We start from the raw sequence: 15,936 nt of genomic DNA, 5'->3' as shown, positions 1-15,936 counted from the left end.
TACTGCTTTTCAAGCCCCTCTTCTTGCTGCTGCTATTAGCGCTAAGCTACCGGATGCCATTGAGCAAATTAGGTGACTCATCCCACTAATCGACCAACCCTTCGAAACGGAAGCAATACATTTTGACCTCGAACCTGTTATTATTGCGGAATAATCACGCGGAAAGCCATGTTGCTTGAATTTAGGGTGTCGAATTACCGGTCAATTGCGGAAGAGCAGATACTAAGCTTTGTGCCAGCTACTCGTCAAACCGACTATCCCGAAAACATTCGGGAAGAAGGTCGGTACAGCGCCTTGAATGCGTTAGCAGTGTACGGACCTAATAGCAGTGGCAAAAGCAATGTTCTGCTTGCTATAAGCTTGCTGGACAGGCTAGTGCATCTTTCGGCTCAAATGGCATCGACTACGAAGCTCCCCTACGACCCATTTGAGTTACGGGAAGGTTGGGAAAACAAGCCTAGTAGGTTTGAAATCACTTTCGTGCAACAGGGTAACCGGTACCGCTATGGTGTAGCATTTGGGGCTACCGAAGTGATAGAGGAGTGGTTATTTCGTAAAAAGGACAGTAGAGAAGTAAATCTATTTGCCCGCGAAGGAGATACGATTGAGGTTGGGCCAAGCTACGTAGGTTCCCGACGCCTCATGAACGCGGCTATCGAAGCAACCAGGCCAAATGCCTTGTTTCTCTCCATGTGTGATACCCTGAACGTGGAAGAGGCAAAAAGCATCATGCAGTGGTTTGGCCGGTTGAATATGCTGGATGGCCTCAATACTCAAGCGCAGGAAATACAGACAGTATCGCTGTGGGAAGATGAAGAGATGCGCGATAAAATCAAGGGTTATATGGCCGCACTAAGTCTCAATATTTTGGATATTAATGTAACAACCAAAGAGTTTGATGAATCGGAGTTACCAGCTAGTATGCCTGAATCCATGCGTAGTCAAATAGTAGGTTCACTACGCGGCAAGCATACCTATTCTGTGCAGACTACCCACCGCATATACGACCGGAACGGTAAGCCAACCGATAGAACGCGCACCTGGAAATTAGATGAAAAAGAGTCGTCTGGCACGCAGAATGCCTTGCGTTTGAGCGGGCCAGTGCTGTGGGCATTGGCGAAGGGCGGTGTGCTAATCATAGACGAAATTGAGGCCAATATGCACCCGCTAATGACGCTTAATACCATTGATACATTTCTGAATAGCGACAGCAACCCCAACGGCGCGCAACTGGTGTTTGCCACCCACGATACCAATCTATTGACTCACGCTAAACTACGCCGTGACCAAATCACCTTTGCCGAGAAAAACGAGTGGGAAGGTACTGAGCTTTATGCACTTTCCGATTTCCAATACCTGACCAAGAATGGCATCAACAGCAAGGAGCGGCCTGATGCTGATAAGGAGAAGCGGTACTTCGAGGGTCGTTATGGTGCGATACCGGCGTTCCAACCTTTCCTTAATTTCATCCGCAACGCAAAGTGGCCAAAGCAGGAAGCGTAAGGGCAGGCAAAAGTGCCCGGACAGAAATTGAGCGCCCTATCCGTCATCGGCGGTATCAATACCTGTTCCTGATTGTGTGCGAGGATGGCCAAACCGAGCCATACTATTTTGGCAAATTTGAACAGGATATTCCGCCTGAAACTATGTATCTGCGTCCCGTAGGTGCCGGCCTCGACCCGCAGGGTGTAGTAGAGCGAGCCTGCACCGAGCGTGACCAACTGGCGGAGGAGTTCAACCGAACAGTGGACGAAACTTGGGTGGTGTTCGACAAGGACGACGCAGACTTATCACCCGGCAAAAAAGCCAGATTCCATGCGGCATTAAAATTGGCCGCCGATAATAAATTTCAACTTGCCTTCAGCAACGAAGTGTTTGAATTATGGCTGCTTCTACACTTAGCCGATGTAAGCCACGACGAAGCTATTCCACGCGCCACTATTTACGCGCAATTGGAACAGGAAGTACGAAAGCACGATGCTTTCAGCACCTTTCAGTATATTCACGGCAAGAAGGATATTGTAGATGCCGTGATGCAAGTTGGTAGTGAACAGGATGCTATCTATCGCGCCAAAGTACTAGCTTTAGCACATATAGGTAAGGAGTTGCTCAATACAAATCCCAGTACTCAAGTTTATAAGCTGGTAGAAACGATACGTAATTGGATAGCATTTTTTGGTTATATTCCCAAGCAATCCACGTGAAGCGGCCCGCTGTCAACGGCCTCAACCGGCTGCGATGCGAAAGGGATTTAGCACGTAGCGGGCGGTGCGTAGCAACGGGTGGCGGCCCACGCGCACCCGCTCAGCTACGAGTTGCGCTCGATGAAGGCGCACAGCTTTTCGATGTCGTCGAAGGGCGAGATGACCCAGCCCTCGTGCGAGAGGCGGTAGAGGTCCTTGCTTTCGACTTCGACCACGAAGCCGTTGGCCAACTCGAAAATACGGCCGTCGCGCTTCGCTATTGCAATGCCCATATGGGTGAAGGCATATGCCACGAAATCGGCCTCGGGGTAGGTTTGGGGGGCGTTTTCCACGTTAGGGAAGCAGATTTTGGTGCAACACTTTCAGGCCCAGGCCCACGCACACCACCGACGACAACACCGTGAGGCCCGTGCGCAGCCTGCTGCTTTGCAACAGCGCCACCGAGAAGGGCAGGCTGAACACGCCGGCCGCCACCATCATGCCCACCACCGAACCCGCGCCGAAAATGAGCAGGTAGCCGATGCTGTCCCAGCCGCTTTTTATTTGCGTCAGCACCGAAAGCAGCAGCGCCCCGCTGCCCGCCAGGCCATGCACCATGCCCACGCCGTAGGCCAGCGAAAAAGCCGGTTCCGGGTGCGCGTGGCCGGGACTTTGGGCGTGCAGAATGCGCCAGAGCCGCCCCCCGCCCAGCCCCACTAGCAGCAGGCCCACGCTGGCTTCGAGGTAGCGGAAGGGCCCCAGGTGCAGCACCAGCCGCCCCAGCAGGAACACCAGCGCCACCAACAGAATGGTGGACGTGTGTCCCAGGCCCCACAACACGCCGTCCTTGATGGCGGCCAGCGACGTGGTGCGGCGCGTCACGATGTTGCTCACCGCCACCAGGTGGTCGGCCTCAAAGGCGTGCGAGAAACCGGCCACGGCGGCCACGACAACGGGAAAGGCAGCATTCATAAATTCGTGCATGAGACGTGCGTTTATTCGGGCAGCTTGTACAGAATAATGCGGTGGTTGCCGGTATCGGCCACGGCCAGATTCCGGTCCTCGGCGCAGAGCGAAAAGGGCCAGTACAGCTGCCGGTCGGTGCCGAAGCGGGTGGTAGCGTTTTCGCTGCTAATGCCAAAATCGGCGTGGCCGAGCAGGTTATCGGCGGCGGCGTTGTTGGCGGTGGGCACCTGGTCGAACCAGAGCAGGCGGCTGTTGCCGGTGTCGGCGATGAGGAGTTGGTTTTGGTGGAAAAAGGCATCGTACACCCAGCTCAGCGTGTTGGCTTCGGGGTAGAGGCGGTACTGGTTCTGGCCGTTGGCCTCAAAATCGGGCTGGCCGATGAGCACGTCGGCCGGCTGGTGCGGGGCGGTGCGCCAGTCGTGCCAGAGCAGGGCGCGGTAGTACTGCGTATCGGCGATGAGCAACTGGCCGGCGGGGCTCACGCGCACGGCGTAGGGCCACACGGGCTGGGCGCTTTCGTAGTCGCGCCCAGTAAAGGAATCTTTACCGATGACGGCATCGGCGGCGGCGTGGTTTTGGGTCGGAATCTGGTGGTAGCAGAGCACGCGGCGGTTGCCAGTATCGGCAATCCAGAGGCGCTGACCGTCGGAAAATACGCCGTAGGGCCAGTTGAGACTGGTGGCGGTGGGTAGGCTGCCAATACCTTTTTCATTGGGCTGGCTGCCGTGAAAATCGGCCTGGCCCACCACCACATCGGCCGGCTGGCCGTGCCGCGTCGGAAACGTGTGCCAGATGAGCACGCGGTGGTTCCAGGCATCGGCGATGAGCAGGCGCGTGCCATCCGACCACAGACCCGACGGATAATGCAGCGTGCCCGCCGCCGCCTGGTGGCCGGAATTGCGGCCGGTAGCGAGCAGCTCCAATTGGCCCAGCACCACGTCGGGCGCGGCAAACTCGCTGGTTGGCAGTTGGTTCCAGATAAACACGCGGTTCTGGCCCGTATCGGCCACCAGCAGGCGCTGGCCCGTCAGCCACACGCCGCGCGGGGCCAGCAACGGGTTGCCCGCGTCGCCCCGAAACACCTGCGCACCCATTACCAGCGGCGGCCGGCCCGGCAGCGACGCCACGGGGCTCGACGCGCCCGCGCCGGCCACCGCGGCCGCGTTCGGGTTATTGGAGAGCGAAACGTTGAGGGTTTCCATTGGGGCGAGGGCTTAACAAATGCGCGGCAACTGCTCGCCCACCAGCATACTCACCACGCGCCGCCCGCCGATGCGGCTGTGCAGCACCACCTGGCGCGGGTGCTCCGCCACCACTTCGCCGATGATGGCGGCATCCGCGCCGTGCGGCAGCTCGCGCAGCTTCGCCACCAGGGCATCGGCGGCTTCGGCGGCCACTACGGTCAGGAAAACGCCCTCGTTAGCCACGTAGAGCGGGTCGAGGCCGAGGAGTTCGCAGGCACTTTGCACGTCGTCGAGCACGGGAATGGCATCCTGGGCCAACGTTACGCCGAGGCTACAATCCTGGGCAATTTCGTTGAGCACGGTGGCCACGCCGCCGCGGGTGGGGTCGCGCAGCAGGTGAATTTGCTCGCCGAACTCATCGAGCAGGGCGGCCACGGTGTGGTTGAGGTTGGCGGTGTCGCTCACCAAATCGGTTTCAAAGGTGAGGCCGGTGCGCACGCTCATAATGGCGATGCCGTGGGTAGCCACGTAACCCGACACTACGATTTTGTCGCCGGCCCGCACGTGGCGGCTGGCAATCCGGGCCTGCGGGTGGACGTGGCCGATGCCGGACGTATTGATAAAAATGCCATCGCCCTTGCCCTTTTCCACCACTTTGGTGTCGCCGGTTACAATCTGCACACCCGCCCGTCGGGCCGCGTCGCGGATGCTCACCAGGATGTCCCAGAACTCGGTCATCGGCAAGCCTTCTTCGAGAATAAAGCTGAGCGAGAGGTATTTAGGAATGGCCCCGCACATGGCTAGGTCGTTCACGGTGCCGTTCACGGCCAGCTCGCCGATGTTGCCGCCGGGGAAGAAAATGGGCGATACCACGTAGCTATCGGTGGAAAAAGCCACGCGGCCGGTCAGCTCGAAAATGGCCCCGTCGTGGCGCTCGTCCAGCAGGTCGTTTTTGAAGAGGCTGAATACACCGGATTCCAGTAGCCGGTGCGTGAGGATGCCCCCGCCGCCGTGGCCCAGCGTTATCACGTCAAAATCCAGCACGGGCATGGGGCAGGAAAGGTTCATGGAGAGGGGGTAGTAATGGGCGGTTAGGGTAGAGAATCGGTTTAATTGCGCGAACGGAGCGCCTCACGAGACCCCTTTGGGGCCGGCCCCCTCTCCGAAAAGGAGAGGGGAGCTGACCGTCGGCAAACGGACGCTTTTATTGGGAAATCGTCAGGCTCCCCCTCTCCTTTTCGGAGAGGGGGTAGGGGGGTGAGGCGCTCCGTTTGCGCAGTACAATCAAGCAGAAACCGGCACCGCCGCCTGCGAAAAATGATAATAAGCCGCGCACGCGCCCTCCGACGACACCATCGGCGCGCCCAGTGGATTGAGCGGCGTGCAGCGCTTGCCGAACTGGCTGCACTCATTGGGTTTTTTGATGCCCTTGAGGACTTGCCCGGCGATGCAATCGGCGCATTCAGGGGCCTTGGCGATAGCCACGTCAAACTTGCGGTTGGCATCAAATTGAGCCAGCTCGGGGCGCACTTCCCAGCCGCTGCGGGGGATGTTGCCGATGCCGCGCCACTCGCGGTCCGTCACCTCGAATACTTCTTCGATGACGCGGCGGGCATCGGGGTTGCCGTCGTCGCTCACCACGCGGGTGTACTGGTTTTCGAGCCGGGCCTCGCCGCGCTCCAATTGGCGCACGGTCATCAGGATTCCCTGGAGCAAATCGACGGGCTCGAAGCCGGTTACCACGATGGGTACCTGGTACTTCTGCACCAGCGGCACGTAGTCGTACACGCCCATGATGGTGCAGACGTGGCCGGCCGCCAGAAAGCCCTGAATGTTGGTTTCGGGGTCGTCCAGCACGGCTTCCATCGCCGGGGGCACCAGCACGTGCGAGGCCAGAATGGCATAATTGGTGAGCCCCAGCCGCCGCGCGTGGACCACCGAAAGGGCATTGGCGGGGGCGGTGGTTTCAAAGCCCACGGCGAAGAAAACAACCTGCTGGTCAGGGTTTTGCTGTGCAATCTGCACGGCCTCCAGCGGTGAGTACAGGATGCGCACGTCGGCCCCGTTGGCCTTGGCTTCGAGCAAGCTGCGTTTGGAGCCGGGCACGCGCACCATGTCGCCGTAGGAGCACAGGATGACCCCGCACATCTCGGCCAGGTACACGGCCTTGTCGATGAGGTGCAGCGGCGTGACGCACACCGGGCAGCCGGGGCCATGCACCATGCGCACGTTCTCGGGCAACAGGCTGATAATGCCGTTTTTAACCAGGCTATGCGTCTGGCCGCCGCACACTTCCATGATGGTCCAGGGGCGGGTGGCGGTGCGGTGCAGCTCGGCGAGGTACTGCTCGACCAGCTCGGGGGCGCGGTATTCGGATAGGTATTTCATGGCTAGTAGGGTCTATCGATTTGGCTGCCGGCCACCAGCTCATCCAGCTCCCCGATTTCGCGCAGGTAGGCGAAGGATTTGGCGGCTTCCTCCTCGTCCACGATGGTGATGGCCACGCCCACGTGTACCAGCACGTAGTCGCCGATTTTGGCGTGCGGCACCATGTCCAGGCTGGCTTCTTTGACGATACCGCCGAACTCCACCTTCGCCATGCGGACCAGCCCGCCGTATTGCAGCTCGATGGATTTTATCTTACCGGGAATTGCTAAACACATGGTGGATAGTGGTTTTAGGCAGTGGAAAATAAGGCAAAAAACAGAACGTCATGCTCATCTGGCGTCCGCTTGTCGAAGCATCTCTACCGCTTCGTCAGGTTCATTCAACGAAGCGGTAAAGATGCTTCGACAAGCGGACGCCAGATGAGCATGACGTTCTGTTTTTTGTTCGGGTGAATGACACGGCTCCGCAAACAGCTGCCCGAAGGCAATGCACTCGTCATTGGGGGCCAGCTCCCAGTGAAATAACAGCTCAAAACCACTTGATAATCTATCAATCAGCAAGTCCACCAGCAACGCATTCTGGAATACGCCGCCGCTGAATGCCAGTCGCTTGAGCTGCTGCGCTTCGGCGGTTTTGCGCACGATGCTGACCAGCGAATGGTGGAAGCGGGCGGCAACCCAGCCGACCGGTTTTGCGGCGGCCACGTCATCCAGAATTTCCTGCATGAGAATGGGCGTGGGCACGTTGCCGACGCCCTCCCATTCTGCCAGGTACGGTTGCTCCCAGGCGTAGCCATGCCGCGCCGCATAATCAGCGGCCAGGGTTTCGAGTAGCAACGCGGCCTCCCCCTCGTAGCTCACTGCGTCGGCCAAGCCCAGCACGGCCGCCACGGCATCGAAGAGGCGGCCGACGCTGCTGGTTTTGACCTTGTTCTGGGCCAGCAGCCTAGTGTATAAATCGTATTCGCGGGCGCTGAATTTGGGGCGTAGCACTGCGTCGCCGCCGCGCAGGTGGCGGGCCAGGGAGAAGGCAGATAAGCGCGGCTCGCGGGGCATCTTGTCGCCCAGCAGCGCGTCGAAATAGGTAAAATGCGCCACGCGCGGCGGGCCTTGGCCCGCCGGGCTCCGCAGAAACTCGCCGCCCCAGATGTGACCGTCGGTGCCGTAGCCGGTGCCGTCCCAGATGATGCCTAGCGTGGGCTCGGCATTCGGCGCGTGCTCGGCCAGCACGGCGGCCAGGTGGGCGGCGTGGTGCTGGATAAGCTGCACGGGGGCCTGCCAGTCGGCGGCCAATTCTGTGGCGAGCTGCGTGGAGAAGTAGCCGGCGTGGGCATCGGCGCGTAGCTGCGCGGGGGGCTGACGAAACAGACGCTGGAAATGAGCCAGCCCGTGCCGGAAACTCTCCTGCGTGTCGAAGCTCTCCAGGTCGCCCACGTACTGGCTCAAGTACACGTAGCCCGGCACCGAGAGGGCAAACGTGCTTTTCAGCGAAGCCCCAAAAGCCAGCGTGGTTGGTGGGTTAAATTTCTGATTTTCAGAATTTTCTATCATAGGCACTGAGGGAGCCAGGCCCCTACCCCGCCGCAGCAGAATCCGCTGGCGGTGCCGGGCCGTGAACCGCACCACCGAATCATCCTGCGGCACCACAATGGCGCAGTCGTGCCCCAGGAACGCATCGGCTACCGGGGCCAGCGTGGCGCGGGCGGTGGCATCGTCGTAGGCAATGGGGCTGCCGCTGAGGTTGCCGCTTGTGGCCACCAGCGGGCGGCCAAATCGGCGGGCCAGCAGGTCCAGCAGCGGGGCGTTGGGCAGCATGGCTCCCAGCTGGCGCAGGCGCGGGGCCACGGCGGCCAGCGCCACGCCCGAGGCGGGGTTTTCGCGCACGGCTAGCAGCACGATAGGCGCGGCCGGACTGGTTAGCTCGGCCAGCTCGTCGGGGTGCAGGTGGCAGTCGGTGCGCAGGGTTTCCGCATCGGGGTAGAGCAGGGCGAAGGGCTTACCGGGGCGGTGCTTGCGCAGGCGCAGGCGCTGCACGGCGGCGGCATTGGTGGCATCGCAGAGCAGCAGGTAGCCGCCGATGCCCTTCACGGCCACGGTTTGGCCGGCTTCTAATAAGGCTTGCACGCGGGCCAGCTCCTGGCCGGGCGGCAGGGGGTTTTCGCCCTCCCAGCCGTGCAGCGCGGGGCCGCAGGCGGGGCAGGAAATGGTTTGGGCGTAGAAGCGGCGGTTGGCGGGGTCGTGGTATTCAGCCTGGCAGGCGGCGCAGGGCGGGAAATCGGCCATGCTGGTCACGGCCCGGTCGAAGGGCAACTGGCGGGCGATGGAGTAGCGCGGGCCGCAGTCGGTGCAGGTGATGAAGGCGTAGCCGAAACGGCGATTTTCCGGGTCGTGCAGCTCGGCGCGGCAGGCGGCGCACATTGCCAAATCGGGCGTGAGCCAGAGGGCGGCGCGGGCATCGGCGGTGCTTTCGATGATGGTGAAACCGGCGAACGGCGGCTGGTCGCACACGGCCACCGTGGCGGCCGTTACGCGGGCCAGCGGCGGGGCCTCGGCCCGCACGCGAGCCAGGAAATCGGCGGCCACGTCGTCGGCGGCTTGCAGGTGAATATGCACGCCATCCGCGCCGTTGCTCACGGTGCCGCACAGGCCCAACGCCCGCGCCAAGCGGAACACGAAGGGCCGAAACCCCACGCCCTGCACCCGGCCCCGCAAATGGACGTGGTGGGTTTTCACGCGAGTTGGGGTTCAGAATGAGCGGCGGCTTTTTTCTCGGCGAGTCTGGCCAGCAGCCACTCGCACCAGGCTTCCATGCCCGCGCCCTTGTAGCTGGAAAGCGTCAGCACCTCGATGGTGGGGTTGCAGTCGCGGGCATCCTGGGTGGCGGCTTCCACCGAAAACGGCAGGTAGGGCAGCAAATCGGACTTGGAGATGACCAGCAACTCGCTCGTGACGAACATCCGCGGGTATTTCTTGGGCTTATCGTCGCCCTCGGTGGTGGCCAGCAGCACTACCCGGTAGTCCTCGCCAAGGTCGAAGGAGGCCGGGCAAACCAGGTTGCCCACGTTCTCAATAAACAGAATATCAACCCCTTGCAGGTCGATGTGGTCGAGGGCCTGAAACACCATTTGCGCCTCCAGGTGGCAGGTGCCGCCGGTTACTATTTGCAGGCTGTCGATGCCGGCCTCGCGGATGCGGTCGGCATCGCGCTCGGTTTCCAGGTCGCCCACCAGCACGGATAGCTTCAGCTGGTCCTTCAGGCGGCGGGCGGTTTCCTGGAGCAGACTGGTTTTGCCGCTACCCGGCCCCGAGCAGATGTTGATAACCAGCGTGTTATTGGCCGTCAGCCGGTCGCGGATGGCCTTGGCGATGAAGTCGTTCATCTTCAGCAGGTGCAGCGAGGTTTCCTCGATTTGCACCTTGCCCAGCGGGGCCTGGTTCGATTTGGGCATATTCATGGGCGGGACGGGCTAACGGGTTGGGATTCTTCTTCAAACGACACCTGGTGAATGAGTAATTCGGTGCCCTGAGTGATGTTCTTGGTCGGCCGCCCGCACGCGGCGCAGGCAAACCGGTAGTTGGTAATCGTGGACTGGTGCCCGCACAGCTCGCACACCACCAGGATGGGCAGCACCTCCACGTGCAGCGTGAGGTGGTCGTAGCGCCCCTCGGCCGCCTGCACCGCCCAAAAGGCGTTCTGCATCAGGGCCGGCTCCACGTTCGAGAGCAGCCCCACGCGCAAATACACGTCGCGCACCCGCGCCACGCCCGCCGCCCCGAACTCGTCTTCGAGGGTGCGAATGATGCTGCGAACGAGGGATACTTCGTGCATTGCTTTACAGATAGTTATGAGTCTTCTTTTGAACGTTACTCTACTTCTACCCCCACCAGCCGCTCTAGGTGTTCCTGCGCCTCGCGCACCAGCGCCGGGTCGGGTACCAGTTCACTGGCTTCCAGCGCATAGCCGCGCATTTCGGCCAGCAGGACGGCGGGGTCGGGGTTGAGCGCCAGGTTGACCTGCCAGGCGGCGGCCAGGAAATTGAGCAGCGTTAGGGTGCGCTCGTAGGGGTAGGCGGCGGCGGTGCGCACGGCCAGGGCCTGGCGGTAGTAGGTCAGGGCTTTGGCGAAGTTATCGGTCTTGAAAGCGGCCGGGTACTTGGTGAAAGCGTTGGCGTAGTGGTTGCAAATAGTGGCGTACTCGTAGGGGTGCGTGTCACGGGTAAAAAACTCCAGCGCCTGGTTGAAGGAACTGACCGAAATGGCCGCCCACACCGATTTTTTCTTCACCTCATCGGGAATTTCCGAGTAGATAACCCCCAGATGGTGCTGAATTTCGGCAAACACCGGGTACGCCTCGTTGCGCGTAAACACTTGTAGGGCTTGCTGATAGGCTTTCATAGCCCCCCGATAAAACTGCGGGTTGCCGTTCTGCGCCCAGGTGAAGAGCAGCACGCCCTTGCGGTACTGCGCGTTGGCCAGCAGCTCGGGCGCATCGGCCTCGCTCAGCAGGGCCACGGCGCGGTTGAGGTAGCCCAGCGCCTCGGCAAAGCTGTTTGAGAAATTGGCCACCTGCGCGGCATCGAGCAGGGTAAGCGCGGCGCTGAGGCCGCGCCCGCGCCGCTCGTAGTAGCCCAGCGTTTGCCAGAGCTTGTCTTTTAGCTCGGCCAGGAGCCCGGCATCGTAGGGCACGGTGAACTGTTGCAGCAGCACGGCCGCCTCTACCGCCAGCAACTCGTGCCGCGCGGTGGCGCTCAGGGGCAGGTCGCAGGTAGCGGCCAGTTGCTGCCGGGCCTCGGCCAGTTGGCCGTTATCGAGCAGAAAGGTGGCGTAGTGCTTGGTCGAAAACGCCTGCCAATCGGCCCCCGGCGCGTGGGCAATGGCCTGCTGGTAAGCGTACTGCACGTCGGCCGCGGCGGGCCGCCGGGCCAGCTGCCCGTAGTGGAGGGCCACGGCGCGGTTGTGCCAGCGGCGGTAGTGCCCGAAGCTGCCCACGTCGTTTATGGGCGCGGCCGGCACGTCCAGCGGGGCCCCTTCCTGCAAGCCGCGTAGCAGCGCGAGGTCGGCCGCCAGCGACGGGTTTTGGGCGGCGTATTGCCAGGCTTTCTCCCAGTTATCCAGCCGCACGAAGACGAGCGCCAACAGGTTTTCGGGCGAAAACGGCAGCGGCTGCGCTAACACCACCGGCGGCCGGGCTTCCGACCAGTCGGCGGCTGTATTCAGGCCGTCTTCGCGCACAACCAGCAAGTCGTCCGCGTTTTCCGGGGCTTCGGCCACTACGCTTACCAGCTCGTGCAGGCGCGGCTCGCGGCCGATGGCAGCGGCCACGGCCGGGTGCCGCGCGGGCGGCGCTACGATGGTGAGCAGGGCAGCGTCGTTCACAGAGTTGTTCGCAGGGTCGTTCACAAAATCACGCATAGCACGCCGGTGGGTTCTAATTCGTAGGTTACTTCGCGGTCGGCCTCGTCGAGGTCGTTATCGAGCAGAATATCGCGCACGTCGATGGCCTTGTCGCCCAGTAGGTTACGGTCTTTGGGCACGAACCAGGTGGTCTTGTGCATTTTCTCGAAGAAGATGTCCGACTTAGGAGCCAGCAGCAGGGCGCGGCGCTCGGGGTAGTACACGCGCCGTAGCTGCTGCTCGCCGGCAAAGGCCCGCTGCACCAGCTCAGCCGTGAACTGAAGATGGCCGTTCCGAAGCAGTAAAGCATTCATTGCTAATAAGTTCTAATACCTGGTGGCCGCCGGCCCGCACGGCCTCCGACAGGCCGATTTCGAGGCGGGTATCGTCCACGGCCACCAGATACACGGTAATGTCGTCGGGGTACTCGTCGCGCAAAATCCTGCGGGCGTAGGCCAGCGCCTGGTCCCACTTCAGGCCGTGCAAAAACACCAGCGGGTCGTCCTGCACGGCGGCTTCCACGGCCTCGGCGGGCAGCCGAAACAGGGTGCCCGCCGGCTCCCCGCTGTTCACCACGGCATCCACGATGATGAACCGCTCGTGCCCCGCCAGCTTAAAAAGCACCTCAAACGCCGACGTGCCCATGTCGAACAGGTGGATGTGCGCCGGCAAATCGGCCCGCTGCTGGAGCTGCTCGATGACGTAGCACCCCACGCCGTCGTCGCTACGCACGGGGTTGCCGAAGCCGAGAATGGCGGTTTTTGGGTTCATGGCAGGGGATAGAGGGATGGTGCCAACGGAATCTATTTGCCCTACAGCTTGAATTTCGCCAACTGCACCCCGCTCCTGGCATCGTGCGCGTGGACCGTACACACCAGGCACGAATCGAACGAGCGGGCCACCATTGCCACTTCCACCGGGTCGCTTTCGTCTTCTACCTCAATGCCTTGCAGGGCCGCTTCGATGGGGCCGGCCTGGCCCCGGTCGTCTTGCGGACCCACGTTCCAGGTGGTGGGGGCCACTACCTGGTAGTTTTTGATAACGCCGTTCTCGATTTCAATCCAGTGGGCCAGCGCACCACGGGCGGCCTCGGTGGCCCCGAAACCCTTGCCGTCGCGCTCCTCGGGCTTGATGTAGAACTCGCCGTTGAGGTCCAACTGGCTCAGCCACTCCGTCATGTAGTGGTAGAGAGTCGATGCTTCGTGCATCCGGGCCAGCACCCGCGTAAACACGCTCGGCCCGATTTGCTGCATGATGTCGCCGAAAAGCGGGTCGTAAATCTGGTGCGGCTCCCGGTGGTTGGGGTCGGCGGCGATGACGACGCGGGCCAGCGGCCCGGCCTCGGCGGCCATATCCAGGTAGCGCGGAGCCTTGGACCATGAGTATTTGCCGTTGACATCGGATTTTTGCAGGCTCTGCGACTGCACCGGGGTAGGCAGCGGCTCGTCCCAGGGGTGCAGGGCGGGCACGGTTTCGTACCAGGCGTGCTCCACGTGCTCCTTCACCAGCGCCTGGTCGAACACGGAGTAGTTTTTTCCGTCGTAAAAGCCCGCCCGGCTGATGAGCGCCTTGGTGCGCCCCTCGATGGTGGGGTGGTTATATAGGTCCTTCTGCAAGTAGCTGCCGGTGGTGATAAACCGCCCTACCCCCTGCCCGAACTTGTGCAGCCCAAACTGCATCCCGGCCCGAATAAACAGCCCTAAGTCGCTGTTTTTCTGCGACTCGTTTTCGTCCACCCAGGCCAGCAGCTGGTCCCAGGTTTTTACCTCGCGGTAGCGGGCCACCGAGCAGCCCAGCCACACGGTTTCGAGCCAGTCGTTCTTAAACTGGTTCTGGATGGCCGTGGCGCGGGTCACGTCCTTGAGGGTCGGGGCGCACATCACGCCGCCGGGCACCATGTAGCTGCTGTGCGGCCATTGCCCACCAAAGAGCGCGTAGATTTCCACCGGCCGCCCCGAAGCCGTGACGCCCTTCTGAAACGAAGTGCCCACGTAGGACGAAAACCGCTTCACCACTTCCGGGTACAGTGGGAAATTGGCGAATTTCTTATTCACCATATCGGGCGCGAAAATGGCGTAGAACCAGCGCGGAATACTCTGCAAGGTTTCGGCCGCCTGCCCGATACCGCGCAGCAGCAGCGCATTGGGGGGTAGGGTCGTTTTCCAGACCGTATCGAGCGCCGACGAGGCGCAGTATAAATGCGAGCCGCCGCAAATGCCGCAGATGCGCGGCGTCACGATAAGGCCCGCCTGCGGGTCCTTACCGGCCATAATGCGCTCGAAGCCGCGAAACATGGCCGCCTGCGTGTAGGCGCGGGTCACCACGCCGTTCTCGATGTACACGCGCACGTCGAGGTCGCCTTCCACGCGGCCCACGGGCGAGATATTCAATTCTTTAACAAGTGCCATGTTGGGTAGGAATAGGATGAGGGTGAGCTACTTGGAGCCTTCGTGGTAAGCTTCTTCCACGCCGGCCACCTTCTCGGCGGCCACTAGCGTTTTCTCGAAGCCGGCCCGCAGATAGTAGCCGATTTTAGAATCCCCGGTCGGCGTTTCAAGGGGCATTCCCAGGTAGGTCATGGTCTTGAAAATGCTGCCTTTCTTAAGGTCGTGGTGCGGGAAACCCGGCTCGGTGCAGCCCAGGCAGGGGTGGTTGACGCGCGTTTTGCTGGAATGCCGGTTCCACAGAATGCGGTTGCAGCTGGAGCGCGTCATCGGCCCCCGGCAGCCCACTTCGTAAAACAGGCAGCCGTTGCCGCGCTTGCCAAAGCCGCCGTCCACCTTGTGCAGGAAGTTGACCACGTTGGTGCAGCCCGTTTGCGTAAAGTCGGTGAAAAAGGTGCGTGGCCGCTGGTACTCGTCAATCAGCACGTCGCCGATGCGGCCCGTCGAAATGGCCACCAGTATCTGCGTTATCCAATCGGGGTGCGCCGGGCAACCCGGAATATTGATAACTGGCAGCCCGCCCTTCGACACGAAATCGGCCCCCAGGTAGCCGCCCCTGTGCTTCTTGAAAAACTGCATCCCCACTGAGTCGCTCGGGTTGGGCTCCACGGCCGGAATGCCGCCCCAGGTCGCGCAATCGCCAATAGCTACCACGTAGTTGGCGGCGGCGGCCAGCTCCTTCACCCAGTCCTTCATGGCCCGCTCGCCGAAGATGTTCATCATACCGGTGCCGTTCGGCCCCTGCACCACGGTGCCCTCAAACACGAAAATATCCAGCACCACCTTTCCCCCAATAATATCATGCAGCAGGTCCGTCACCTGATGCCCCAACTCCACGCCCAGCGACGGATGCCAGAGGATATTAATACCAAAGTCCGTCACGAGTTCGACGACGGTGGGTTCTTCGGCATTGAGGAACGACATGGTGTTGCCACTGCACGCGCCCCCCTGAAGCCACAAAACGTTTGCCATGAGATGGGTGGGGAAAAAGATGAAAAGAGCGATTAGTACCCGGCCGAAGCAGCCGGACAGCGCGTTGAAAAGCCGCCGTATTCTTTAGGCAACTGAGGAACTTGTTCGGCCCCTGCCTACCTGTTTCTGCACCGCTCAAAATTCGGCCCTACCCCCTGCCAACACCCTGATGAATAACGCCGGGCTACATGATTTTTATCAGGTTTTTGGGCAGTTGCTACCGCTACCTGGTTTCGTTGCTGCCCAGGCAGACCAGCCGTTGGGCCAGCGCGGCGGCGTGACAAACGTCAGGTAATAAGACCGTTATTGTCAGGGAATCGCTTTGAAGAGGCAGAGCTATTACCTGCCCGCCGCCACACGGGCCTGCCCGACGAAATGCCCCTGCGCATCCTGCTGCAACCAGCCG

Annotated in this window: 15 protein-coding genes and 1 pseudogene; 2 read left to right on the top strand and 14 right to left on the bottom strand. The window is 61.3% G+C overall.

Going from position 1 to position 15,936, the window contains the following annotated elements:
* The first annotated feature begins 219 nt into the window (after window positions 1–219).
* Both A0257_23220 and A0257_23215 read left to right on the top strand, forming a co-directional pair.
* Window positions 220–1,503: an RloA gene (locus A0257_23220; protein ID AMR25618.1), complete on the top strand. Its 1,284-nt coding sequence runs from the start codon at window positions 220–222 to the stop codon at window positions 1,501–1,503.
* 143 nt (window positions 1,504–1,646) lie between these two features.
* On the top strand, window positions 1,647–2,204 hold the full coding sequence (locus A0257_23215) for a hypothetical protein (GenBank protein AMR25595.1): 558 nt from the start codon (window positions 1,647–1,649) through the stop codon (window positions 2,202–2,204).
* 104 nt (window positions 2,205–2,308) lie between these two features.
* Here A0257_23215 and A0257_23210 read toward each other — a convergent pair whose 3' ends face one another.
* The 14 genes and pseudogenes from A0257_23210 to A0257_23145 all read right to left on the bottom strand — a co-directional run bounded on the left by A0257_23210 (window position 2,309) and on the right by A0257_23145 (window position 15,530).
* Window positions 2,309–2,536, bottom strand: a complete 228-nt coding sequence (locus A0257_23210) for a hypothetical protein (protein AMR25594.1) — start codon at window positions 2,534–2,536, stop codon at window positions 2,309–2,311.
* Window position 2,537: 1 nt separating this feature from the next.
* Window positions 2,538–3,155, bottom strand: coding sequence for an urease accessory protein (locus A0257_23205; protein ID AMR25617.1), 618 nt, complete (start codon window positions 3,153–3,155; stop codon window positions 2,538–2,540).
* 23 nt (window positions 3,156–3,178) lie between these two features.
* Window positions 3,179–4,243, bottom strand: a complete 1,065-nt coding sequence (locus A0257_23200) for a hypothetical protein (protein AMR25616.1) — start codon at window positions 4,241–4,243, stop codon at window positions 3,179–3,181.
* Window positions 4,244–4,363: 120 nt separating this feature from the next.
* The gene (locus A0257_23195; GenBank protein AMR25593.1) at window positions 4,364–5,401 is read right to left on the bottom strand and encodes a hydrogenase expression/formation protein HypE; all 1,038 of its coding nucleotides are present in this window, start codon (window positions 5,399–5,401) and stop codon (window positions 4,364–4,366) included.
* A 216-nt stretch (window positions 5,402–5,617) separates the two neighbouring features.
* On the bottom strand, window positions 5,618–6,721 hold the full coding sequence (locus A0257_23190; protein ID AMR25592.1) for a hydrogenase formation protein HypD: 1,104 nt from the start codon (window positions 6,719–6,721) through the stop codon (window positions 5,618–5,620).
* Window positions 6,722–6,723: 2 nt separating this feature from the next.
* The gene (locus A0257_23185) at window positions 6,724–6,996 is read right to left on the bottom strand and encodes a hydrogenase assembly protein HypC (GenBank protein AMR25591.1); all 273 of its coding nucleotides are present in this window, start codon (window positions 6,994–6,996) and stop codon (window positions 6,724–6,726) included.
* 195 nt (window positions 6,997–7,191) lie between these two features.
* A pseudogene (locus tag A0257_23180) lies at window positions 7,192–9,453 on the bottom strand (hydrogenase maturation protein HypF).
* Window positions 9,450–10,175 (bottom strand): hypothetical protein, encoded by a 726-nt coding sequence (locus tag A0257_23175; protein AMR25590.1) that lies wholly within the window; start codon window positions 10,173–10,175, stop codon window positions 9,450–9,452. Before A0257_23175 ends, A0257_23180 begins: the two are co-directional and overlap by 4 nt.
* On the bottom strand, window positions 10,172–10,549 hold the full coding sequence (locus A0257_23170) for a hydrogenase expression protein (protein AMR25589.1): 378 nt from the start codon (window positions 10,547–10,549) through the stop codon (window positions 10,172–10,174). Before A0257_23170 ends, A0257_23175 begins: the two co-directional genes overlap by 4 nt.
* Window positions 10,550–10,584: 35 nt before the next feature.
* Window positions 10,585–12,081, bottom strand: a complete 1,497-nt coding sequence (locus tag A0257_23165; protein AMR25615.1) for a hypothetical protein — start codon at window positions 12,079–12,081, stop codon at window positions 10,585–10,587.
* Between the two features lie 35 nt (window positions 12,082–12,116).
* Complete coding sequence (locus A0257_23160; GenBank protein AMR25588.1) at window positions 12,117–12,428, bottom strand: hypothetical protein; 312 nt, start codon at window positions 12,426–12,428, stop codon at window positions 12,117–12,119.
* Complete coding sequence (locus A0257_23155; GenBank protein ID AMR25587.1) at window positions 12,382–12,885, bottom strand: hydrogenase maturation protease; 504 nt, start codon at window positions 12,883–12,885, stop codon at window positions 12,382–12,384. Before A0257_23155 ends, A0257_23160 begins: the two co-directional genes overlap by 47 nt.
* A 41-nt stretch (window positions 12,886–12,926) precedes the next feature.
* Complete coding sequence (locus tag A0257_23150; protein ID AMR25586.1) at window positions 12,927–14,522, bottom strand: cytochrome-c3 hydrogenase; 1,596 nt, start codon at window positions 14,520–14,522, stop codon at window positions 12,927–12,929.
* Between the two features lie 27 nt (window positions 14,523–14,549).
* Entirely contained in the window at window positions 14,550–15,530 is a 981-nt protein-coding gene (locus A0257_23145) for a hydrogenase (GenBank protein ID AMR25585.1), read from the bottom strand.
* Window positions 15,531–15,936 lie beyond the last annotated feature (406 nt).

The sequence above is a fragment of the Hymenobacter psoromatis genome, from assembly GCA_001596155.1.
Taxonomy (GTDB): domain Bacteria; phylum Bacteroidota; class Bacteroidia; order Cytophagales; family Hymenobacteraceae; genus Hymenobacter.
Note: the sequence above shows the minus strand (reverse complement) of the source record. Positions and strands in the feature narration are given on the sequence as shown.